This is a genomic window from Rossellomorea sp. SC111, from assembly GCF_024733565.1.
GTDB lineage: Bacteria > Bacillota > Bacilli > Bacillales > Bacillaceae_B > Rossellomorea.
In genome coordinates, this window is the sequence record NZ_JANIOC010000018.1 from 55,684 (window position 1) to 78,102 (window position 22,419).

The following is a 22,419-nucleotide window of genomic DNA, read 5'->3' on the forward strand; positions in this document are numbered from 1 at the left end:
CATGAACAAACGAACCTTATTCTATACCACCCTCACTCTGACGCTCCTTTTTATAGGTGCCAATACATACCTCATTGAAAAAGCGGACAGTAAAGTCGACCGGGAAGTCCGTGTCGCCGAATGGGAACCTGTCAACAAAGGGGCTCTGGCAAAAGAAATGCCGAAAGCAGGAGTCGTTGCTTCCGAGGAAGAAAACTACATCTATTTTAACGATGAATTCGGTTCCTTTAAAAAATTCCTCGTCAAAGAAGGGGATCAGATTAAATCCGGAAGCCCCCTCTATGAATATGAAGTAACTGATCAATCCCAGCAAAAGAGTGTCCTGGAATCAGAAGCTGATCAACTGGAAGACGAAATCGACAGCATCGAAGACAATATTTCCGACCTGAAGCGATTGGAATCATCCCTTCCATCAGGCTCGACGGATGATAAAGAAATCCCAATCGACGCAAGTGCCCTTCAATCGGAATATGATTTAAAAAAAGAAATTGCCGCGAAAGAACTGGAAATCGACCGCCTTGAAAGCCAAATTGACAATCTTGAGCGCCAAATCAAGGATATCGAATCCTACGAAACCACCCTGACCGTCCAAAGCAGTGTGGACGGAACCATTAAAGATCTTTCCCATGCCATCGACAATCCATTGATCACGATCGCATCTCAATCAACCATCGTCACAACCGATCTCACGGAAAAAGAAATCGTCCAAGTCGATGAAAACATGAGTGCAACCGTCCAATCGGATATTGAGAAAAAGACTCAAAAAGGGCTTGTTACCCGTGTGGCAACCCTCCCTAAAAACGATCCGCACATCCAAACGGACAGCTTGTATCCTGTAGAAATCAAACTGCAGGACACAAAAAACGAGCTGCTTCCAGGACATCACGTCTTCTTATCCATCATCACGGAAGAAGTCAAAGGTGCATTCGTGGTCCCAGTGACGGCCGTTGAAAAAGATGGCGAATCGAAATATATTTGGATTTTAACGTCAAAAGGCACCGTCGAAAAACGCAAGGTCGAAACCGGCCTTACAGTTGACGGACAGCAACAAATCAAATCCGGAGTCAAAGCTGGCGAATACTATATCGTCTATCCTGATGAGATCCCGGCATTACAAAAAGGCGTCCCTTTCATCACAGCCCTTGATTGGGATAAAGTGAAACTGAGAGACTTGAAGAAATTCGATCGTCCGACGATACTCGAGAATTTGTTGTTGGGGATTCTGGAACGGAAATAAGGGTAAGCAAAGGAAAACGTCCTATACTTTAAAGGTGAAAGCATTATAGAACACATAGTAAAACGCACTTGAATTCACAGTGCGTTTTTTTCTTGATTTTATCTGCATTCTGGAGATTTCTCCTTGCTTGCCGTTCCATAATTCACCGTGTAAATAATTTTTATGATTTGGAGGTGGAGTATATGGTGATTACTTTTAAAGGCTATCTATCATAAAATAAACGGAGATTTTCCGGTTAAACTGCAAATAGAGCTCGGATCGGGTTATATAAGTGTAAATTTTCCGATTAAGCTAAGTAAATTCACCATTTTCGCGTTTTTTCGAGGTAATAGTCGGAATCTCTCCGTCTATTCAAGCCATTGTTTAGTGCTATACCCAATTTAAAAGGAATTTCTCCGCTTATTTATTAAACTCTTTTTAGCACCAAATGAACTTGTACAACTTACGGTTAATTTGCTTTCTGGTTAGGTCTGTGAATGAACATTTTTCACCTCACAAATAATCCCATTATTAATTTTTCTTTTGAATTTTTCCGCATCCTTTCATCTATTAGAAAGAATATGACCGCACAGCAAATAGCTCCTAACGAGTAACCGGGGAAGATAAAATAAGTGACCTCCCCGAATCCAATATGTATGAATCCGGAAATCCACGCTCTCATTGAAGAAAACCTCATAGAAATAACTTCTGCTATCAGTGAGACAGGTAATCCATATAAAAAATTTCCGAACAGACTGAAGAAAAACACCAACAAAATAAATAGTGATAACTCACCACCTGCACTATATGAATCTCCCTTGATCATAGCCATAGCGAAATAAAAAATAAATAAGCAAATGGTAAAACAGATAGAAGTATAAAAAGCGACTTTGATTTTCCGGTAGTCGTCTTTCCATATACCCCGTCTAATGCCAGGCACCAAAATGACCGCAAGCAGCAGTCCAAGGTAAGCCACGACCTCTATCGATGTCTCAGAGATGAGTAAAATAGTGATCACAAGGAGTACTGAAAAAACTAAAATAATATTCCCCTTCATCATGAATTCCCACGAACCTTTTTTATTTCATTGTACAACACCAGCAAAGATGACGAAATGACCTATAAAGCATACATACTCTTCCCCCACCCACAAATACTATGCCTACACTAAAAGAAAAGGAGCCCTGACCCACTATGAAAACACTCAAACGCCTCACCATCCTCCTAACCCTACTAACCCTCACCCTGCCCTCCTCCACAACCGCCGCCCCACCACCACACAAAAACGTCATCCTCATGATCATGGACGGCACCAACTCCGACATTCTCACCCTGTCCCGCTGGTATCGAGGGACGGACCTCCAACTTGATACGATTCTCAGAGGCGGCGTCCGGACCTATTCGGCTCAATCTGCCATCACCGATTCCGCTGCAGCAGGTTCTGCCATGGCAACAGGATTGAAGACGAAAGCGGATTACATAGGCATGAACCACGATGGACGTCCCGTTTTGACCGTCCTCGAAGGCGCCAAGCTGTCCGGTTACGAGACAGGCATCGTGTCCACCTCCCCCGTTCAGCACGCCACCCCCGCTGCGTTCACGTCCCACGCCTTGAACCGGGATGAGTTTGGCGATATCGGTGAACAGCAAGTTTACCAAGGGCTCGATGTCGTGTTGGGCGGTGGTGCTTCGTGGTTAAAACCACAAGCCAAAGAGCCATCCAAAGACGATGACGGGATGCTGAAGACAAATCAGGTCAGCCGAGAAGACGGTGAAAACCTCTTTAAAGAGATCCATTCTTCTGGATATGATTTGGTTCGGAAGAGGGACGGACTTCTAAGGGGGACGACCTCCCTAAAGCTATGGGGAGTATTCGCTGATGAAGATATCTCCTATGAATTGGACCGTCCTCTGCTACATCCCGATGAGCCTTCCCTTGCAGAGATGACCCGTGCAGCCATTAAAAGGCTTTCACAAAGTGAAAAAGGATTCTTCCTTATGGTCGAAGGCAGCAAGGTGGACTGGGCCGCTCATAAGAACGATCCAGTCGGGATGATCAGTGAGGTATTGAGCTTTGACGATGCTGTCCGTGAGGCTCTTGATTTTGCCCGGAAGGACGGGAACACCATGGTGGTTGCCGTGACGGATCATGGGAATAGCGGATTGACACTTGGGAATCACGGGACAAACGGTAATTATAAAACACTGCCTGCCGAGAAATTCATCAAGCCACTGAAGAAAGCCAAGCTTACTGTCAAAGGAGCCACCTCCCAGCTGAAGAAGGATCAATCGAATCTAAAAGAGGTTCTTTCAAACTATGGATTGGGTGAACTGAGCGGGGAGGAATATAGTGCGATGGAAGCCGCCAGCAGTGTGGATGAGCTTGAAAGTAAGATGGTGAAGCTGATGGCCGAACGCGCACATCTCGGCTTCACCACCCACGGTCATACAGGCGAAGACGTCTTTTTATACTCCTATGGACCAGGTAGGCCGGTTGGACTGATTGAAAACACCGACATTCCACGGGTGATTTCTACTTATATGGGATTTTCACTGGGTACCGGTCCATTCGCTTCGTGGTACGTTGATGGAGTGAAATATTATCGGGATAGGGGATATGAAGTGTCGTTTGAGGGACGGACCTCTAAAAATCCTGTGATGTTGGCGAAGCGTGATGATGTGGTGCTCCGTTTTCCGGAAAATAAGGATTTTTATTGGAGAAACGAGGAAAAAGTGGGGTTGAAGAGCGTGAATGTGTATGATGGGGAGACGTTTTATGTGCATGTGGAGAAGTAGGGTGGGGATTGGGCAAGTTTTGAAGGGCGATCGATTTTCAGAGTCGTCCATTATATTATCGACCTAACCACATTTATTATCGACCGTCCCCTCCATAGCCGTGCCAGCCACCAAACCAACTCCACACCCACACATTTCGACAAACTCCACACCCTTTCCACACCACTTCCCCCACCCCATGTTCCTTTTCCCCCTCCTTTTGCGTTATAATAAAAGAATGCGATTTTATAGATTGGAGAGGTTGGTTGATGTCGATTCGTATTCAGGAGTTGAAGGATAAGTTGCTTCCCATGAGTCAGTCGATACAGGGTATGCTTGACCCGAATCAGGACGAGAGCAAGAATGTCGTGTCAAAGGGCCTTCTTTTGTTCCGTCAGAATCTGGTTTCGAACGTAAAGGTCCGGGATGAGGAAGTGTCGGCGGAGGTGCAGGATGTGACGCCTGTCACCTTAGAGCTGAACTTATTGTTTCCCCTCTTAAGCAAGTGCTCATGTCCGCAGGATAAATGGTGCAGGCATCAAATGGCGACCTTCTTTATGCTCTATAACAAAGTTGGACGGGTCAGTGAGTGGATCCAGAATTGGCGGAATCAGTCAGAGCCCGCCACTCCGGAAGCACAATCACTGGATGATTTAATGAAAAAGCACGGGGCTTTAAAGAAAGCAAGCGATCTATTGAACGAACGGAAAACACGGGGCAACAGCCCAGAGGAATGGTGGCAGTTCTTTGGCTCCCTTCTAAAGAAAGAGGACTTGGAGTTACTTGAAAGACAGCCCTATTTAATGGACGTCCTCGTGCAGAATATCACGAAGAGGTTCATGAAGGAAGCTCCCTTCGAACGGGAATGGAAGCCCCTTTATCAGCTGTTTGCGACTTTTTATCTATCAATTGAAATCGACCTTTTTCTACAAAAACGGAATGTCGAACTGAGCCGTGAGCAGTACAGCATGTACGATTTCCTCCTGGGTGAAATGGAAGACGCCGTGGAGAAGCTGTCGATCCATGCCATGCCGTTCAGTTTCGATCCGTATATTGCTTTTTTGAAAAAGCAGACGATCGAGATGAGCGATTCCACTGAGAACAGTACGATAATGAAGGCCGAAGTGTATCGCTTCTTATGGTACTACTTGTTTAAGCAGAAATCGTGGCGCCGGGATGAAGTGACACGACTGGAAGAGGAAGAAATCGAGGATCCCACTTTTCATAATGTGGCCCTCCTTCATCAATACCTCCTCCTTGAGGATTTGAATAAAGCAAGTGAAGTCGTCGATGAGCTTGGTACAGAACTTGTTGCTTACAGTGAATTCTGGCTGCGCAAATTTTTTGTCGGGAAACGATACGAAGTCGGTTTCTTCCTGGTACGCAATATCTTATCGAGGATGCCGGATCATCTCGAAACCCTTGATTATTATGAAGCGACCCGATTCGTCCGCTGGTTCGTGCGGATTTTGCCGATGGATTGGTTGATGGAAAAGGACAGTGCCCTTGTGAACGAGCTTCTCCTCTCCATGCTTCCGTATAGCTTTTTCTCCTATAATGAGTATCTCATCACGGCGAAGGCTTACCGTGAATGGGTCGAACTGCAGAAATATATGAGCTACAGCATTGCGGAAATGGAAGGCATGGGCCTCCGTGACGTGACGAAGGAAGCACCCGAGCTCGCCCTGCCGATCTATTACGCCGGTGTCATCACAGCGATCGATCAGAAGAACCGCGACAGCTACAAGCTCGCGGTCCGTTATATGAAGAAGATCAGGACGATTTATAAAAAAACGAAGAAAACCGATAAGTGGGATGTCTATCTCACCTATATTCTGGAGAAATATAAGCGTTTACGCGCGTTCCAAGAAGAGTGCAGAAAGGGTAAGTTAATCGATGCTTAAACTGTCTTCCGTGAAAATCAATGTCCATACAACTGAATATGAAGACCGTTTCTTCATCACTGCGGAAAACGACGAAGGCGAACTCCTTCCCCCGAAAGATTGGAAGGGGCAACTGTTCCTTTGGCATGAAGAAAGCTTTTTCGGAACTCTGCTTGAGGAGGCCGACGGCGGAGTTCCCGTCACTAAATGGCAGTTCCTGACCCTCCTTGCCGGCGAGCATTTCAGCAGCATGATCCAGTGGGACTGGGATGAAACCGGCCAGGCTTGCATTGCGATCGCCCCGGTCATCTATGAAGCCGTCGAAGCCGGACGCTGGCTGCCGCGTTTTGAGGAATGGCAGGAAAAGGGACTGCAGTTTCACATCCCCGATGAGGTATGGTCGAACTTCAACGACGAATTTTGGGAAGAAGAGCTGCCCAGTGGAGGTCCGTCCCTCAAATCGTTAACCGAAAACTGGTTTCAGGGTGCGTTGAATGAGGCGATGGCGTCTGGTGGATCGAGTGCGATGAAGCGAATTCAGAAGCTGAAGGAAAGTACGCTGACGTCTGAAGAGCTGGATGCGTACTTTGATGAGAAGCGCTGGAGTGAGTGGATTGCCGGTGAGGATGAAGAACTTCCGTTTTCAATCGGACTCCGGATAACCGAACCTCTTGATGAAGATGAATCCTGGGAGCTTGAAACGATTTTACGAGACCGCAAGAAACAGAATCGGATCATATCCCTTTCTGATGACACGGTCCCTCCTTCCTGGAAAAAACATCTGAACGACGTATCCGCTGAACAGGAACGCTGGATGAAGATGCTGCCGATCCTCCGTGACACGGACGGCTCACTAAGGACGTCACTTGGTGAGCACGACGCCTGGGATTTTTTATCCGTGCTGAGTGAGAAACTTATCGATCTCGACATTGAGATTCTCCTCCCATCCTGGTGGGAAGCGATGAAGGATGCCCAGGTTCTGGTAAAAGCAAAGCTGAAAAACACGGATACGAGCTATCGTAAATCCTTCGTGGGGCTCAACGCCATGCTCGATTTCGACTGGCGTCTCTCCATGAACGGCGTCAATCTTTCCGAGGACGACTTCAATCAGCTCGTTGATGACCAGCGCCGCTTGGTGAAAATCCGCGGTCAGTGGATGAAGCTCGATCCTGCCATGATTCGCCGGATTCAGCAGATGATGACAAAAGCGAAGCAGGAAGGGATCTCAATCCAGGATATGCTCGAACAGGAGCTTGTCCCCCGTGATGAGGATGAGGCGGAAACGGATCCCAATGATGATGAGCATGATCCTTATCAATACGCCCGGATTCAGCTCGAACTCAATCGCTCCATGAAAAAAATGGTGCATCAGCTGACGAATGTGTCATCGATTCCGCTTACGGAAACGCCCCATTCGTTTATCGGCGAGCTCCGTCCCTACCAGCAGCTGGGGATGAGCTGGATGCTCTTTTTACGAAAATTTGGCTTTGGCGCCTGTCTTGCCGATGACATGGGGCTCGGGAAAACGGTTCAGCTGATTACATACCTCCAGCATGTGAAGGAAACCGAAAAGCCGGAAACCCCTTCCCTGATCGTTGCTCCTACCTCCGTTCTCGGAAACTGGCAGCGTGAGTTGGAGAAGTTTGCTCCGGACTTGAAGGTTCATCTACATTACGGCCCGACCCGTGCGAAGGGTGAGAATTTTGCAGCTGCCATCAAGGACGTCGATGTGGTGCTCACCTCTTACGGCTTGTCCCATATCGATTTCGACGAACTGTCCCTCGTCGAATGGACATCGATCTCCCTTGACGAAGCACAGAATATCAAGAATGCCAATACGAAGCAATCCCGTGCGATCCGCAAGCTGAGCGGCAAACATCATATTGCACTGACGGGGACACCGATGGAGAATCGTCTATCCGAACTGTGGTCAATCTTTGATTTTCTGAACCACAGCTATCTCGGTGGGTTTACCCAGTATCAGAAAAATTATATCGCTCCCATTGAAAAAGACGAGAACGAAGAAAAAGTCAAAGAACTTCAGGCAAAAATCAAGCCGTTCTTATTGCGTCGCACGAAAAAAGATCCTGAAGTCGAATTGAACCTGCCTGAAAAACTCGAGCAGAAAGAATATTGTCATCTCACTGCCGAGCAGGCGGCCCTGTATGAGCAACTCGTGAAAGACACGCTCGCTAAAATTGAAACACTGAGCGGATTTGAGCGCAAAGGGCTGATCCTGCAAATGCTGAACCAGCTGAAGCAGCTCTGTAACCACCCGGCTCTTTATCTGAAAGAACCGGATCCCAAGTCTATCCTCTCAAGGTCTGAAAAAATGCAGAAGCTGAAGGACATCGTGGAAACTGCGCTTGAATCCGGCGAAGCCTGCCTGATCTTCACCCAGTATATCTCCATGGGCGAGATGATCCAGGAAGTGATGAAGGAAGAATTCGATGTGAATGTCCCATTCCTGAACGGAAGCACACCCAAAGGAAAACGGGATGAACTCGTGGAGAAATTCCAGAACGGCGACTTCCCTGTCTTCCTTCTATCATTAAAAGCCGGCGGTACCGGTCTGAACCTGACCGCTGCCAACCACGTCGTCCACTACGACCGCTGGTGGAACCCGGCTGTTGAAAACCAGGCCACCGACCGTGCCTACAGGATCGGCCAGAAACGTTTCGTCCATGTGCACAAACTCGTTTCATCAGGCACCCTTGAAGAAAAAATCGATGCCATGCTCATGAAAAAGCAGGCACTGAACGACGAAATCATCCGCAGCGACCAGTGGGTGACGGAATTGTCGGATCAGGATTTGGAATCATTGCTTGTGTTGGAATAGAATTGATGAGCTCCTTTCCTTTTTGTGGGGAAGGGGTTTTTTGTTGATTGCTCACTATAATATGGTTTAATTTGGATAAATACACAATAAATGAAATAATGACGCACTTAATTTCATAGCGAACCACTCCACACTCATACAGCCCAATTTTCTAATAAAATATAAGCCTGAAACTGGTTCAAACAAGGGACTCCCTCTCCCAGCTTCCTATTTTCTCTCAAATCCGCCCCATTTCACGCCAAAACCAGTACAAACCCACCTCCTCTATAAAAGAGTTTTCCGATTATTTTACAAATATAATTGTAAAATGATTCATTATACCAAATAAAAAAACACCAGCCTCCCCTCAAGGAAACCGGCTCAATATGAGGATAAAAGGGGAAAACATCACTTTCAATTTCCGCTGCACATGTTTATCTCTGATGAGGCAAAACTGGGGCATCGTGCGGGTGACCATTGGAATTTGAGACATTGCTTATAGGTTGGTTGGATGACACGTGTGGAAAGAATTCTCGTTGAGGAATGTTACAACTTTAAGATGAGGTTTTCAAAACCGGGTTCGGATATTCGTATCCTTGTTCAAGGGCGGTTACCCGTTGAGATAAGTAGAAGTGTTCGACATTGACTCTTGCTACTTTTTTAATGAGGTCTTCCGTCAGTTTTTCCAGTCGATCGATTCTTTGTTCAAGTTCTTGCAGTGTGGCCACTACTTCATCTCCCTTCTGAAAATATTAGAACGGCAATTCGATTGGTTCTTTCTTGCTCGGCTCAGTTGTAGCCGATGACGCCTGCTTACTGTCCAGGAACCGGACGTTTTCAGCGACGACTTCGGTGATATACGTCCGCTTACCTTGATCATTTTCAAAGTAACGGGTTTGAATGCGGCCCGTCACCCCAACGACGGATCCCTTCCTGCAGTATTTCTCCGTATTTTCCGCCGCACGGTTCCAAATCGTACAGAGTACAAAGTCGGCATCAATTTGGCCTTGCTGATTCTTATATGGCCGGCTTATGGCAATTGTCACACTAAGTACTGATTTTCCTTCCGTTGTTTTTCTAGCTTCGGGATCTTTCGTCAGTCTTCCCACCAGGGTCACTTGGTTGATCACTTGGGTTCATTTCCTCCTTTCTGTTAAGGTGTAATCATCTTACCTCCTATGTGCAAATCTTGTAAAATCGTGAATTTCCAAAATTCGAGGCAAAAACGGCTTGAATTTGCCAAATTCGCCTAGGGAGATTTTCCCCTTTTTCATCAAAATCATGGTTAAACACACCAAATTGCATCTTTCGTCATTTTTTTCATCGGCAAATGTATTAGGGAAAACAATTCGGCCTGTGATATAATTTGATAAAACCTTTAAATGGGAGATGTTCGTTCATGAAAACCTTTAAAGTGATTTCCCTTCAAGTAGTGGAGGACGAGGAACTGCATGACTTTGAGCTAGTGGACGGCCTGATCATCAATAAAGAAGACGGTCAGAAAACATGGCTTGTCGAAACGTATATGTCGAATGAAAACATCGAATTTTTCCAAAGGGCTCAGCAGAGTAAGGATGACTTGGAAATCCAGGTCGTCATTTCCCATGCAGCCAATGACCCGGCTGCCTTCATGACATCCATCCGATGCATTAAGGAAATGGATGAACATATCAGCATCATGTTTGAAGGGAAATTGAAGAAACAACGGAATGAATATGCAGAGATCCTGCTTGATGACTTGGTCCAAAGGGGATATTCAGGAGAAGAATTGATCCGTGAGTTCCGTCAGAAGATGGTATCGAAGCCGAGGATTCCTGCTAATGCAAAGCCGAGCGTTTAAAATACGAAAAAATGTAATTTCTTGTCGAAATATTTATGATATAATAATATTTAATATTGTGACTTCAAACATGAAGTTCTTAGGTAGGTGTCCTTAGTGATTGGAGAGAGAGTTAAGAAATACAGACAAGAAAAAAGAATGTCCATGACCGAGCTCGCTGAAAAAGCAGGCGTAGCCAAGTCATATTTGAGTTCTATAGAGCGTAATCTTCAACAAAACCCTTCTATTCAGTTCCTGGAGAAAGTATCAGCTGCTTTAGGTATTCCTATGGATGCTCTATTATATGACCAGCCGGAGGATCAAAACATTGATCACGAATGGATGAAGATTGCAGAGGAAGCGATGGATTCAGGGATCACCAAGGAACAGTTCCGTGAGTTCATTGAGTTTAATAAATGGAAATTAGACAATAAATAAAGTCTTGCGAAATGTTCGCAAGACTTTATTTATATTAAATCACTTCGAACTTAGCCTTCATCTCTTCCGTTTGTTGGTGAAGAAATTCTCTGATTTCCTTTTTAGAAATCCCCGCGTCTAAAGCTTGTTTAATGAGTTCCATCCATTCTAGATCAAGTTCACGATTTGTCATAAAATTTCTCCTCCCAAAATACAAATATGTATTCCAGGCAATCCAGCCATCATAGTAAAAAGTTCACTTCAGAGCAATCTCCTGAAAGCGCAAATTTTCACCTTAGACCCGAGACTTTGCGTCCCCATTTTTCAATAGGTTTGCCTTTATCTGACATTTATGTTTTAAATAACTAATTCTATTATATTTTTAATATCTTTCACATGTTGTTGTTTTTTGTCTTTTCTGACAATAATATTTTACCCTCAAATGCTACAAATACACCTATCATTTTACATTTTTTTCAATTTAAAGTAGGTGTTTTTTGGTAATTTGAATAATTTTATCGAATTACCAGGGTTTTTCACCTTATTTCTTATATCTTTCCATCTTTTTAATAGTTGTTACGCTTTGGGTTATATTTTGTAATATTGTTGCTTTATAAAATTGAGATTCAGTTAAATTATTTCCGCAAGAAGGGCATAGCCATTCACCATTCTCAGAACTACTAAACGATGATCTTGTACAACGGTTGCAAACTTTTTTGTACATTACACGTATCTCCCTTTTGGTAGAAATATACTATTTGTTCTTTTTATAGAACATATAATTTAGTATATATTTCTATTTCCAAAGTCTAAAGTCCTGTATAACCTTAAATTTCCTTTGATATTTGTTATTCGCGTTCATTTATTTGAAAATTCTTTAAATATCTTAGTATTTCGTTATTTATAAAAAACGAAATGTTCTATATAATGAAATTAAAACGAACAAAGGACTGAGATAATTGGTAGGTGATAAAATAAAAAAGATGCGAGAGAAAAGAGGATTAACTATTATTGAACTTTCGACTAAATCAGGGATTTCAAAATCTTACCTAAGTTCCATTGAAAGAGGGATTCAAAAAAACCCTAGTATACAGGTCCTTGATAAAATATCTTATGCACTTGGCATATCATCAAATCACTTACTTTGCTTTAAGGATGATATAGATGATGATTGGATTCAATTAGTGAAAATGGCTATTGAAGAAGGACTGAGCAAACAGGAGTTTTTAGAATTCATTCAATTTACTCAATTTAAAAGGGTGAGCAATATTGAAAGGAACCGTTTTAAAGATAATTAGTATTGGTCTATTGGTAAGTGGAAGTGCTTTACTGATATATTCTTCTTATCTATTAATTACTATTAACATGAATGAAAAAAAAGCACTATCCAAGGCAGAAACAGTAATTTCCGACCTTGAAGATAAAAATCAATTTGAGTCCCCTGCCTCACAGTATTCATTTAATCCAGGAGACATTATCGGCATCCTACAAATATCTAAGTTAAATAAGGAGTTACCGATAATTGAAGGGACGGACGAATCGGAATTAGAGCGTGGAGTAGGACATTACTCATCAACCAAACTCCCCAATCAGCAAGACCGAATCTTCCTGGCCGGCCACCGCGATACAGTATTTAAAAAAATGGGCGAACTACAAAAAGGAGACAAATTAACCTTACAAATGAAGGCTGGGACACACACATATGAGATTTTTGAAACCCTTATCGTGAAAGAAACTGACCTCTCGGTGCTCAAGTCTACTGCTCCTCAAGAAGTTTTAACCCTTTCCACCTGCTACCCATTTGAATACCTATCAAGCACCACAGAGCGTTACATCATCAATGCCCGGAGAATAGAGTAAAGCGCAGAAGCTTGTTGCCTCTGCGCCTTTCACTACTCGTCCTTATTATCCTTATCCTTCATATCAATATCATCTTCTACAGCGTCTTCTTCAGGAGTGTTGTTATCCTTCGCTGCATCTTTGTCGCCTTGCTTGTTCTTGTCCTCTGACTCAGGGTAGTTCTCTTCATTCATGTCCCCGTTGTCGTTCATATCGTTATTCTCATCCATATTGTCGTTTTCTTCCACTGGTGCTTCGTCTTCCGGAGGAGGCTCCTGGTTGGCGTTACATCCTACAAGAAGGAAAGCGGCAAGTGCAGATCCGCCAAGGACCGATAGTAATTTTTTGCTCATGATGTATGGCTCCTTTCGATGTTGGTTAATGTAAGACCGTTACGTTGGTCTTTTGTTAGCTTTCCCGGAAAATGAATTAACTTGCATAAAAAAACCGGATTCGACGTGAAATGAATCACATCAAACCCGGTTTTCCCAAAAGGACTACTCCTGCTTATCCCCAAGAGCAAACATCATCTCTAACTCGCAAGCAACTTCACCATCAACGGTTGCAACACCTTTTCCTTTACCGATCGGTCCTTTAAAGCGAATCATCTCCACTTCAAGTCTCAGCTGATCACCAGGCTTCACCTGACGCTTGAAACGGCATTTGTCGATGCCTGTGAAGAACGCCAGACGTCCGCGGTTGTCCTCCACCTTCAGCATCGCCACAGCCCCGACCTGAGCCAGCGCCTCGACGATCAGCACACCAGGCATCACTGGGTAATCAGGAAAATGACCATTGAAGAATTCCTCATTCGCCGTCACATTCTTGATTCCGACCGCCTTCTTGCCTTCCTCCACCTCTAAAATCCGATCTACCAGCAAAAACGGATAACGATGGGGAATAATCTCTTTAATCTCATTAATATCAAGCATAATATGATTCCTCCTACCAATATGTATGTACACCTTATTGTACAGAAATCGGGGCTGTAATAGCAACAGGGCGGAGGGACGGACCTCGAAAACAGTCTCGATTTCTCAAGGAGACCCCCTTTATACCAACGATCTTCATCTAAAAAGGAATCAAAATCGAGGTCCGTCCCTCCCAAATGCTTATCTTAACCCCGGCCACGATTGAAGAGAGGGACGGACCTCGAATCACAAGCTCCCTTCGCAACGAAACCCTGTTATATCAAGGTTCACTGTCGCAAAAGCTAACGATTTCGAGGTCCGTCCCTCAAAGTTATTTCTTCACTACGATATCAATAATATGCTGCCAGGTTTCTGCTTTGAAGACGTCGGCTGGTTTGCCGTCGCCGATGCCTGCAAAGCCGATGACGGCACCGAGGACGAGACTTCCTGCAAGAAGAAGGATGAACAGAAGGATTCTGAGCCAGATTGGAAGCATGCGAACACGCACCCAGCGTGATGGCTTGGTTTCGTCCTTTTGCTTTTCCTTTTTTTCTGCCTTTACTGATTCTCTTGTCACTTTTTCTTGCAGTAGCTCTTTTTCACTCATAGCATTTAACTCCTTTTAGCGTATCCCATTTACAAGGCCCATCATTTGATCTGCAAGGGAGATCGAGCGCGCCTGGAATTGATATGATCGCTGGACACTCAGCATGTCCGTCATTTCTTTGCTGATATCCACGTTAGATCCTTCTAATGATTTCTGGACCATGGAGATATCAGATCGTGCTCCACCGGTGACGTTGGTCACCACTTCATCTTGTGTGACGCCAAGTTCATCCAGGTTGTCTGCAAAACCTAATAGGTTCCCACCGAACTGCTGAAGGAATTGAGATTTTTCAACCGTCACAACGCCCAGATTAAATCGTTCTTCTCCTCCGCCGGCACCCGTAACGGTCAGAACCCCGTTATCGCCAAGCTGAAAGGAAGAGGCGTCCTCTGAAAACGTAATATAGTTATCATTCTCATCCAGTACCGGCAACCCGCTTCCGTTCACGAGCATCATTTCCCCGTTCCCGGTTGGACTCGCAAAGAATGCTCCGTCCCTCGTGTAGCGTACGGCACTTGTGTCCTCATCTTGACTTAGCACCTTGAAGAACTGACGGTCGCTGGTCAAGGCGAAGTCCAAGGAACGGCCTGTCTCTTTCAACGACCCCTGATTCAAGATCAGCTGTGCCTGTGAAAGCTTGGCACCGTTCCCTTCCCGGACTCCAAGGGGGGTGAGCCTGCCTGTTTCGAACTTGTCCACGCCCTGGTTTTTCACCTGCTGCACAAGCATTTCGGAAAACGTTGCATCCCGTCGCTTGTATCCAATTGTATCTGCGTTCGAAAGATTGTGACCAATCATATCCATTTGTTTCTGCAATTGGCCTAATGTGTTAGTTGCTGTAATCATCGTCCGATTCATGACACGTTCTCCCCTATTATAAGGTATTCAGTGGCGAAATTCATTTACAATACTTGCTATCCGTTTACCCTGCCGATTTCATTGGCTGCCTTTTCCATGCTCCGGTCATATGCCTGGAGCACTTTCTGATTAGCTTCAAATGCCCGGTACGCTGACATCATGTCGGTCATCGTACGGGAAGCATCAACAGTGGATCGCTCCAGAAAGCCCTGCTTGGCGGCAAAAGAAACATTCTCTTCTTCATACGCGTCAGGAAGAGCTGCGTTGCCTTCTGTTGCAAACAGACCATCTCCCTGCTTGACAAGCAGGTTCGGATTATCCGAGTATCCCACTCCGAGGGTTGCGACGGCATTTCCATCCACCACAATCTGCCCGTTTTCACCGACCGTGAACTGATCTCTTTCCAGTTGAATCCGGTCACCATTTTCATCCAGCATATAAAAACCGCTGTTCGTCGTAAGGAAGCCGTTACCGTTCACCGTCAGATTCCCGTTACGCGTATAGCGCGGGTTTCCATCCTGTCCTTCCACCGTGAGGAACACCGATCCACGGATCCCCGTCTCGGCATCAACAGGCATGGAACCATCCAATAACGCTACATCCATGCCGCGCCCCGTTTCCAGAAGGTCACCTTGAACAAAGGAAGGAATCGTTTCCTGCATATACACCCCTGTATTGAGTGTCCCCACTCTTTGATTAAAAGGAAGCGACAACTTTTTATCAGTCGGGATCGATGTGGAATCCATCCGGTCCATCAGCATTTCCGGGAACGCCCGCATCGAAGCCTGATCCGCCTTGTAACCCGGTGTATTGGCATTCGACATATTGTTGGTCAGCATCTCGGTCTTCCGCTGTTGAGAAAGCATGCCGGATGCTACTGTATAAAATCCTCGAAACATGTACTTTTCACCTCTTAACGGTTATATCGGATCAATGGCGCGGTCGTTTTACCCGATTCTTCTTCTGGAAATTTTATCGATGTTCTCAAGCATCAGCCCTGTTCCGATGGCTACACAATCCATCGGGTTCTCCGCGATCAATACCGGTACTTTCAATTCTTCTGCAAGGAGCGTATCCATTCCGTGAAGAAGGGCTCCACCACCTGTTAAAATAACTCCGCGATCAATGATATCAGCTGATAATTCAGGCGGCGTCTTCTCAAGAACATTTTTCGCAGCCTGTACGATGACAGCCACTGACTCACGAAGAGCTCCTTCGATTTCCTTGGACGTCACGGTAATCGTACGTGGAAGACCTGATACCATATCACGTCCCCGGATGCTCATCTCCCTGCGGTCTTCATCAAGTGTTTCAGAGAATACCGTCCCGATGTTCACCTTGATATCTTCAGCTGTACGCTCCCCGATCAGAAGCTTGTACTCTTTTTTAATATAATTCAGAATTTCGTGATCAAATTTATCCCCGGCCATCTTAATCGACTGACTCGTTACGATGTCACCCATGGAAAGTACGGCTACATCCGTCGTGCCTCCACCGATGTCCACGACCATGTTTCCAGTCGGATTAAAGATATCCATGCCGGCACCGATCGCCGCCACTTTAGGTTCTTCTTCCAGGTAAATCTTCTTGCCGCCGCTCTTCTCAGCAGCTTCCCTGATCGCCTTTTGCTCAACACTCGTGATGTTTGTAGGGCAGCAGATTAAGATGCGTGGCTTTGATAGGAAGCCTTTTACATTCAATTTATTGATGAAATGCTTCAGCATTGCTTCTGTTACATCAAAGTCTGCGATGACTCCGTCTTTCAACGGGCGTGTCGCCACAATATTCCCGGGAGTACGCCCGACCATGCGGCGCGCTTCCTCACCAACAGCAAGCACCTTCCCTGTACTCTTATCCAGCGCCACGACCGATGGCTCATTCAAGACAATCCCTTTTCCTTTAACGTGAATCAATACATTAGCCGTACCAAGGTCAATCCCAATATCTTTCGCGAACATCATGTGTTTCTCCCTTCTACTTTTACAATTTCAACATTGTATTTCATCTATGGTTTTCATCTTTATGTCATTACGCAAAAACGTTAAGGTAAAACTTTCACCTAATTAACTATTTTACCATAAATATGTCGAATGGCGATGTTCTTTGTCAAAAAAATGTATTGATATTGTTATTATTTTGGAAAAAGATAGGTGTTTTGAAGAGGGATGTTACAGGAGTATTGAGTTACGTTGATGATGGGGGTGATCTTCGGGTTCAGCTGCTGAATAATGAAGGAATTTCACCTGCTGATTTTCCCTTCTTTTTTGACAGGTGATTCTCTCCATGAATTCAGCTGTCAAAAATCATCTGCATGCCATGTGTACCAGGTACACCCATGGTTTATTGTACCTGGTACACTCCCAGCAATCTGTACCTGGTACAACTCTCAATAACCCTCCCCAAAACACAAAAACACACCAAGCACAACCCATCATTCTGGGGCTTGGCGTATTTGTGTTAGCTGTGGAGCTCTTCTTTTCTGTACTTTTGCTTGGTTGCCTCTCCACCTCGTAGATGCCGGATAGATTTATGGTAATCAAGTATGGTTTTGACTTCATTTGCGAGATCCGGATTGATTTCTGGCAGTCGTTCGGTTAAATCTTTATGGACAGTACTTTTGGACACGCCAAACTCCTTCGCAATTACACGAACAGTTTTTTTCGTCTCCACGATATACTTACCAATCTTGATTGTTCTCTCTTTGATGTAATCGTGCACACCACTCGACCTCCCTAAATTGGATGTGAGAAGTGTGAAATGAGACTCGCTTTCGCATCAATGGAATAGTATAGACCCCTTGCTCATGGGCAAGCGGCAGAAAGCCTTATTTAGGACGGCAGCTTCCTGATGTTACAACGTATAAACAACTTATTCAGCTAATGATCAATGATATAACGACGATTCCTCACCTCAAACACTCTCTGTTTTGATAGGTTTGTTTCATTTTATTAGCTTGTGCCCACATATATGCACAAAAAACACAATAAGGACAAGGTTTCGCTTGAATTTTCTGAAAAATAAATGTAAGGGACGGACCTTTTCACGGAAATTCGAATGGAAAAACGTGAAATGACGGATCATCGATAACTTTCGACATCATCTGTATCATTCCCCCTTCCCTCACTATTTCCTGAGAAATGAGTCGATGAATCTGCGAAAATGTCTGATTTTCTCAATACACTGGAAAAGCCTATCGGGATTTCCCTAGAGCATATACTTGTAAGGTACAAAACGGTTAATCGCAGACCAAATCAACTCCCACAACATAATTCACATTTCATTTCACAGTCAAAAAGGCTGAGAGATGCATGTATCCCTCAGCCTTTTTCTACTTTTCTTTTATACATGTTCAATTGAGGCTAAAGCCAGTTTGATAAATAAGCGGAGGAATTCCGCTTATTTATCAAATAGAACTGAAAATATCTTAAATAGACGGAAAGATTCCGGCTATTTACTCGATATACGCGAAAATTTTCAATTTAGCTTTGCTTAACCGGAATAACTCCGCTTATATCCCGAACAGAGCTCCATTCTTGAGTCTTAACCGGAAAATTTCCGCTTATTTTAAATATTCCCCCCTCTAAGGCTTCCATCCATCATGCTTTGAAATCAACCTCATCTTCTACCCAGACTTCCCCGTCCTTGAAGGTCATCTGCTCCGGATATCGGAGGTCCATTACTTCTTCCTGGATTTTCTGTGAAGGTGCTTTCGTCATGAGGGACACGACGATATTGGCAATGGCCGCTGACGCCGCTCCGAACACACCCGCTCCTGTATCAATGATTCCGAACAGGGTCACACCTGATCGCGCAAGGAAGATGTATGTCAGGGTCACGCCCAGCCCCACAAGCATCCCTGCGATCACCCCCTGGGCGTTGGAGCGCTTCCACCAGACTCCGAGTAAGAGAGCCGGGAAGAACGTTCCTGACGCCAATGCGAACGCCCATGCGACGATCTGTGTGATCACTCCTGGAGGATTCAACGCCACCACACCCGCCAGGACTGTAGCCACCACGATCGACCACCTTGCAACCGCCAGACGATTCCGCTCTGTCGCATTCGGTTTGAATACGCGGTAGTAAATATCATGTGCAAAAGAAGACGAAATGGCGATCATCAATCCTCCCGCCGTCGATAGCGCCGCTGCCATGGCGCCGGCTGCGACGAGCCCGATGACGAAAACGCCAAGATTCGCGATCTCCGGTGTCGCCATGACGACGATATCATTCGAAATGATGATTTCCTTCCATTGAAGGATCCCGTCTCCATTCGCATCAGCTACCTGCAGTTTTCCGGTATCGACCCATGAGGCCGTCCAGGCAGGCAGATCGCTGATTTTGCTTCCCGCCACTTTTGTCATCAAAATAAAACGGGAGAATGCCGCATAAGCTGGCGCTGAAAGATAAAGAAGCCCGATAAAAAGGAGTGCCCATGCACCTGACCAGCGTGCCGCCTTCATCGTGGAAACGGTATAGAACCGGACGATGACGTGGGGAAGCCCTGCGGTACCGGCCATCAGTGTGAACATGAGGGCCATGAACTGCCACTTTGTCCCGTTTGTAAAAGGAGCGAAGTATTCCGACACCCCGAGCTCCCGGTCAAGCTCCCCGATTTCCCCGACCAGCTCACCGTACGATATCCACGGGGCAGGGTTCCCTGTAATCTGCAGGGACATGAAAATCACCGGAATCAAATAGGCAATGATCAATACGATATATTGAGCCACCTGGGTCCACGTGATCCCCTTCATGCCGCCGAACGCAGCGTAAAAGGCAATGAGGACGACCCCGATCATCGTACCGACCTTGGCATCGATTTCGAATAGACGGCCGATGACCACACCTGATCCCGACAACTGACCGATTGAGTACGTGAAACTGATGATGATCGTACAGATGGCGGCAATGACCCGGGCAGTATGACTGTTATACCGGTCCCCGATGAATTCCGGGACTGTATACCTTCCGTACTTCCTGAGTTGTGGTGCGAGGAGGAAGGTTAACAGCAGATATCCCCCCGTCCAGCCCATGATGTAGGCAAGGCCGTCATACCCGAGGATCATGACAGTACCGGCAAGTCCAATGAATGATGCTGCACTCATCCAGTCGGCCCCGATCGCCATCCCGTTGAAGATCGGCGGCACCCCGCGTCCGGCCACATAGAAGTCCGATGTCGCCTTCGCTTTGTTATAAACCGCAATTCCGATATATAACGCAAACGTCAAGAGTATGATAGACGTCGATACGATAAACTGAGTATCCATTCATTCTTTCCTCCTATTCCTTCTCTATTTGATTTAATGATCCAGCGTTTTTCCATAGCTGATCTGCTCATTCCGGCTTTCATCCAGTCCATATCTCTTATCGATTCCGTCGCTCACCTTCGCATTCACATAAAGCAAAACGATGAAAATGACGATCGATCCTTGAGCACCCATGAAGTAATGGAATGGAAATCCGTTAATAGTGAAGGTGGACAAGCTTTCGGCAAACAGTACCACACCAAAGGAGGAAAGAAGCCAGATGACTAAGTACAAGGCCATGTATCGATTTTTTTCTTTAAAATACTGATCGGCTTTCGCTCTATCAATCTTCTTCATGTACGTAACCCCTTTTCAAGCTCATTATTTTAAACTGAAAATATATTTCACTGTTTCAAAAAACGGCACCGGGACAATGGCAATCTGAACGATAAAATAAATGAATAAAGACACGAACGGTATGGTCAGAAAGAATGCCCGCTTTTTCCTCAGGGCAAGGATGATGCACCCTCCTGTGATGAGTAGAAATAACATGAAGTAGATCAACGTTTCACCTCCGTTTAATTCTTAATTTTCTGAAATTTTATTCATGACATCATTATCTTTACTGAAAAAAGCCTGGTCAATAAAGAAAAAACGACAACTGTGCGACACATGTTCACCATTCATTTTTCTGAAATAAGAATATTAAAGATTATGCCTGACGTTGCGAATGGAATGCTTATGGAAATGCTTTCCCAGTAAACCTTCCTGTCTGTCGAATTTCCAAGGAAATTTTTTTGGACAAGCAAAAAGACTGACCGGTAAATCGGTCAGTCCTCATTTATCGGTGTTACTCTTCGTCTTTTACGTCAGCGTTGTCTTTGCTTTCTTGTTTCGGCTTGGCCTGGTCCTGCTTTTCTTCAGTAGACTTATTTTCTTCAGCTGCGTCTTTTTCTTCCGTAGCTTTGTCCTCAGTAGCTTTGTTTTCGCTAGCTTGGTCTTCTACGGCATTTTCCTCTGCAGCTTCTGCATCCGGCTGTTCACCTGAAACTTTCTTGTCTTCAAGCTGTGCTTCTTGAAGAGTGGCAAGAGACTTATTGAAGTATTCCATTGGATTCACGGCAACATCCGCTTTACGGATTTCAAAGTGTACGTGAACGCCGGCTTCTTCATTGAATAAGCTCTTTCCTGATTTCGCAATGGCTTGTCCTTGATCGACTACATCTCCAACCGCGACTTCAAAATCTTTCACTGATTGATAACGAGTCACGATGCCTTTGCTGTGCTCGATTTCAATCGTGTTACCAAGTAAGGAATCTTCCTGAACCTTTGTGACTGTACCGCTCATTGCAGCCAGAACATCGAATTCTTTCCCGTCTTTTGAGATGTCGACTCCTTGGTTTGGATAATACATGTTTCCATACACGACTAGGGCAGCTTCCTGTTCTTCAGCTGAAGCTTCAGTGTCGTAGAATTGTTTTTCGATCACTGTATCTTCAGGACTTGAAACAGGCATTACAAAGTTTTCCAATGAACGATTGACTTCTTCTGCAGGCTGGTTGAACTCATTGTCAGTAGGAACTCCATCATAGCTGTAATCCTTGGCTTTCTCGTTTACATCATTTCCTGCCTGGTACCACAGAATCCCCGTGATAATGATTGCTGCACTTGCTAAATAGATTGCTGGGTATGCCCAACGTCTTTTCAAAAAGTTTTGAGAAGGGTGTTTCTTTTCTTCCTCTCTCATTTTCATCACCTCTGCAATCATTCTGAACAGAATTCTGACAATATATACACATTCGGAAAAAAAATTTAATTTCTTATGTTTCGACAAAGTGGGGAGGAATATGTATGTTTTTATAAAATAGTTGTTATTGAAGTAGCGAGTAGTGGTTGATTTCCGCTTCAGGTGCTCGCTTTCCGCGGGGCTGGCGGTGAGCCTCCTCGGGCTTTGCTTGAGTTGCACCCCTATTGTTGGACACCCCAACCAACAATAGGAGGTACCAGCACATATGGCCAAGTTTACTCAAGAA

At 45.0% G+C, this 22,419-nt stretch carries 23 protein-coding genes and 1 riboswitch; of the genes, 8 read left to right on the top strand and 15 right to left on the bottom strand.

Annotated features, from left to right (window positions below; all coding sequences use genetic code 11):
- Position 1: 1 nt before the first annotated feature.
- Positions 2-1,237, top strand: coding sequence for an efflux RND transporter periplasmic adaptor subunit (locus tag NQ095_RS19485; protein ID WP_258265105.1), 1,236 nt, complete (start codon positions 2-4; stop codon positions 1,235-1,237).
- 487 nt (positions 1,238-1,724) lie between these two features.
- Here the strand turns inward: NQ095_RS19485 and NQ095_RS19490 are convergent, their stop codons facing one another.
- Positions 1,725-2,048, bottom strand: coding sequence for a hypothetical protein (locus NQ095_RS19490; protein ID WP_258265106.1), 324 nt, complete (start codon positions 2,046-2,048; stop codon positions 1,725-1,727).
- Positions 2,049-2,410: 362 nt separating this feature from the next.
- Between NQ095_RS19490 and NQ095_RS19495 the strand changes: the two genes are divergently transcribed.
- From NQ095_RS19495 to NQ095_RS19505, 3 genes are all read left to right on the top strand, one after another.
- Positions 2,411-4,012, top strand: a complete 1,602-nt coding sequence (locus tag NQ095_RS19495; RefSeq protein WP_258265107.1) for an alkaline phosphatase — start codon at positions 2,411-2,413, stop codon at positions 4,010-4,012.
- 248 nt (positions 4,013-4,260) lie between these two features.
- Positions 4,261-5,895, top strand: coding sequence for a hypothetical protein (locus NQ095_RS19500; RefSeq protein ID WP_258265108.1), 1,635 nt, complete (start codon positions 4,261-4,263; stop codon positions 5,893-5,895).
- Complete coding sequence (locus tag NQ095_RS19505; protein ID WP_258265109.1) at positions 5,888-8,713, top strand: DEAD/DEAH box helicase; 2,826 nt, start codon at positions 5,888-5,890, stop codon at positions 8,711-8,713. Before NQ095_RS19500 ends, NQ095_RS19505 begins: the two co-directional genes overlap by 8 nt.
- Positions 8,714-9,246: 533 nt before the next feature.
- Here NQ095_RS19505 and NQ095_RS19510 read toward each other — a convergent pair.
- Together NQ095_RS19510 and NQ095_RS19515 are read right to left on the bottom strand one after the other, a co-directional pair.
- A complete protein-coding gene (locus tag NQ095_RS19510; RefSeq protein WP_258265110.1) occupies positions 9,247-9,420 on the bottom strand; it encodes a hypothetical protein in 174 nt (57 codons plus the stop codon).
- A 24-nt stretch (positions 9,421-9,444) separates the two neighbouring features.
- A complete protein-coding gene (locus tag NQ095_RS19515) occupies positions 9,445-9,822 on the bottom strand; it encodes a single-stranded DNA-binding protein (RefSeq protein WP_258265111.1) in 378 nt (125 codons plus the stop codon).
- Between the two features lie 269 nt (positions 9,823-10,091).
- Here NQ095_RS19515 and NQ095_RS19520 point away from each other — a divergent pair, with 269 nt between their 5' ends.
- Together NQ095_RS19520 and NQ095_RS19525 are read left to right on the top strand one after the other, a co-directional pair.
- Positions 10,092-10,532, top strand: coding sequence for a YwpF-like family protein (locus NQ095_RS19520; RefSeq protein ID WP_258265112.1), 441 nt, complete (start codon positions 10,092-10,094; stop codon positions 10,530-10,532).
- A 96-nt stretch (positions 10,533-10,628) separates the two neighbouring features.
- Positions 10,629-10,949 carry a helix-turn-helix domain-containing protein gene (locus tag NQ095_RS19525; protein ID WP_060672839.1) on the top strand — a complete coding sequence of 107 codons (321 nt, stop codon included), beginning with the start codon at positions 10,629-10,631 and terminating at the stop codon, positions 10,947-10,949.
- Positions 10,950-10,983: 34 nt separating this feature from the next.
- On the opposite strand, the gene NQ095_RS19530 is transcribed toward NQ095_RS19525, so the two are convergent.
- Complete coding sequence (locus NQ095_RS19530; RefSeq protein WP_258265113.1) at positions 10,984-11,121, bottom strand: anti-repressor SinI family protein; 138 nt, start codon at positions 11,119-11,121, stop codon at positions 10,984-10,986.
- Between the two features lie 33 nt (positions 11,122-11,154).
- A riboswitch (cyclic di-GMP riboswitch) is annotated at positions 11,155-11,276 on the bottom strand.
- Positions 11,277-11,887: 611 nt separating this feature from the next.
- On the opposite strand from NQ095_RS19530, the gene NQ095_RS19535 reads away from it, so the two are divergent.
- A complete protein-coding gene (locus tag NQ095_RS19535) occupies positions 11,888-12,226 on the top strand; it encodes a helix-turn-helix domain-containing protein (RefSeq protein WP_258265114.1) in 339 nt (112 codons plus the stop codon).
- A 67-nt stretch (positions 12,227-12,293) separates the two neighbouring features.
- A complete protein-coding gene (locus NQ095_RS19540; protein WP_258265115.1) occupies positions 12,294-12,788 on the top strand; it encodes a class D sortase in 495 nt (164 codons plus the stop codon).
- A 32-nt stretch (positions 12,789-12,820) separates the two neighbouring features.
- On the opposite strand, the gene NQ095_RS19545 is transcribed toward NQ095_RS19540, so the two are convergent.
- The 11 genes from NQ095_RS19545 to spoIIQ all read right to left on the bottom strand — a co-directional run bounded on the left by NQ095_RS19545 (position 12,821) and on the right by spoIIQ (position 22,094).
- The gene (locus tag NQ095_RS19545) at positions 12,821-13,120 is read right to left on the bottom strand and encodes a hypothetical protein (RefSeq protein WP_034765207.1); all 300 of its coding nucleotides are present in this window, start codon (positions 13,118-13,120) and stop codon (positions 12,821-12,823) included.
- Between the two features lie 144 nt (positions 13,121-13,264).
- Entirely contained in the window at positions 13,265-13,699 is a 435-nt protein-coding gene (gene fabZ, locus NQ095_RS19550) for a 3-hydroxyacyl-ACP dehydratase FabZ (RefSeq protein ID WP_098351529.1), read from the bottom strand.
- A gap of 310 nt (positions 13,700-14,009) precedes the next feature.
- The gene (locus NQ095_RS19555) at positions 14,010-14,285 is read right to left on the bottom strand and encodes a DNA-directed RNA polymerase subunit beta (protein ID WP_258265116.1); all 276 of its coding nucleotides are present in this window, start codon (positions 14,283-14,285) and stop codon (positions 14,010-14,012) included.
- A 15-nt stretch (positions 14,286-14,300) separates the two neighbouring features.
- On the bottom strand, positions 14,301-15,143 hold the full coding sequence (locus NQ095_RS19560) for a flagellar hook-basal body protein (RefSeq protein ID WP_258265117.1): 843 nt from the start codon (positions 15,141-15,143) through the stop codon (positions 14,301-14,303).
- Positions 15,144-15,199: 56 nt separating this feature from the next.
- Positions 15,200-16,042, bottom strand: coding sequence for a flagellar hook-basal body protein (locus NQ095_RS19565; protein ID WP_258265118.1), 843 nt, complete (start codon positions 16,040-16,042; stop codon positions 15,200-15,202).
- Between the two features lie 48 nt (positions 16,043-16,090).
- Entirely contained in the window at positions 16,091-17,101 is a 1,011-nt protein-coding gene (gene mreB, locus NQ095_RS19570; protein ID WP_258265125.1) for a rod shape-determining protein, read from the bottom strand.
- A 499-nt stretch (positions 17,102-17,600) separates the two neighbouring features.
- Positions 17,601-17,861 carry a sporulation transcriptional regulator SpoIIID gene (gene spoIIID, locus NQ095_RS19575; protein ID WP_258265119.1) on the bottom strand — a complete coding sequence of 87 codons (261 nt, stop codon included), beginning with the start codon at positions 17,859-17,861 and terminating at the stop codon, positions 17,601-17,603.
- Positions 17,862-18,739: 878 nt separating this feature from the next.
- Entirely contained in the window at positions 18,740-20,407 is a 1,668-nt protein-coding gene (locus NQ095_RS19580; protein WP_258265120.1) for a sodium:solute symporter family protein, read from the bottom strand.
- Positions 20,408-20,440: 33 nt separating this feature from the next.
- Positions 20,441-20,743: a DUF4212 domain-containing protein gene (locus NQ095_RS19585; RefSeq protein WP_258265121.1), complete on the bottom strand. Its 303-nt coding sequence runs from the start codon at positions 20,741-20,743 to the stop codon at positions 20,441-20,443.
- Between the two features lie 24 nt (positions 20,744-20,767).
- Complete coding sequence (locus tag NQ095_RS19590; protein WP_258265122.1) at positions 20,768-20,950, bottom strand: hypothetical protein; 183 nt, start codon at positions 20,948-20,950, stop codon at positions 20,768-20,770.
- A 286-nt stretch (positions 20,951-21,236) separates the two neighbouring features.
- Positions 21,237-22,094, bottom strand: coding sequence for a stage II sporulation protein SpoIIQ (gene spoIIQ, locus NQ095_RS19595; protein ID WP_258265123.1), 858 nt, complete (start codon positions 22,092-22,094; stop codon positions 21,237-21,239).
- Between the last annotated feature and the right edge of the window lie 325 nt (positions 22,095-22,419).

Coding starts and splice junctions, on each gene's coding strand:
- NQ095_RS19485 (WP_258265105.1), top strand. CDS start 2: ATGAACAAACGAACCTTATTCTATACCACCCTCACTCTGACGCTCCTT.
- NQ095_RS19490 (WP_258265106.1), bottom strand. CDS start 2,048: ATGGCTATGATCAAGGGAGATTCATATAGTGCAGGTGGTGAGTTATCA.
- NQ095_RS19495 (WP_258265107.1), top strand. CDS start 2,411: ATGAAAACACTCAAACGCCTCACCATCCTCCTAACCCTACTAACCCTC.
- NQ095_RS19500 (WP_258265108.1), top strand. CDS start 4,261: ATGTCGATTCGTATTCAGGAGTTGAAGGATAAGTTGCTTCCCATGAGT.
- NQ095_RS19505 (WP_258265109.1), top strand. CDS start 5,888: ATGCTTAAACTGTCTTCCGTGAAAATCAATGTCCATACAACTGAATAT.
- NQ095_RS19520 (WP_258265112.1), top strand. CDS start 10,092: ATGAAAACCTTTAAAGTGATTTCCCTTCAAGTAGTGGAGGACGAGGAA.
- NQ095_RS19530 (WP_258265113.1), bottom strand. CDS start 11,121: ATGACAAATCGTGAACTTGATCTAGAATGGATGGAACTCATTAAACAA.
- NQ095_RS19540 (WP_258265115.1), top strand. CDS start 12,294: ATGAATGAAAAAAAAGCACTATCCAAGGCAGAAACAGTAATTTCCGAC.
- NQ095_RS19545 (WP_034765207.1), bottom strand. CDS start 13,120: ATGAGCAAAAAATTACTATCGGTCCTTGGCGGATCTGCACTTGCCGCT.
- fabZ (WP_098351529.1), bottom strand. CDS start 13,699: ATGCTTGATATTAATGAGATTAAAGAGATTATTCCCCATCGTTATCCG.
- NQ095_RS19555 (WP_258265116.1), bottom strand. CDS start 14,285: ATGAGTGAAAAAGAGCTACTGCAAGAAAAAGTGACAAGAGAATCAGTA.
- NQ095_RS19560 (WP_258265117.1), bottom strand. CDS start 15,143: ATGAATCGGACGATGATTACAGCAACTAACACATTAGGCCAATTGCAG.
- NQ095_RS19565 (WP_258265118.1), bottom strand. CDS start 16,042: ATGTTTCGAGGATTTTATACAGTAGCATCCGGCATGCTTTCTCAACAG.
- mreB (WP_258265125.1), bottom strand. CDS start 17,101: ATGTTCGCGAAAGATATTGGGATTGACCTTGGTACGGCTAATGTATTG.
- NQ095_RS19580 (WP_258265120.1), bottom strand. CDS start 20,407: ATGGATACTCAGTTTATCGTATCGACGTCTATCATACTCTTGACGTTT.
- NQ095_RS19585 (WP_258265121.1), bottom strand. CDS start 20,743: ATGAAGAAGATTGATAGAGCGAAAGCCGATCAGTATTTTAAAGAAAAA.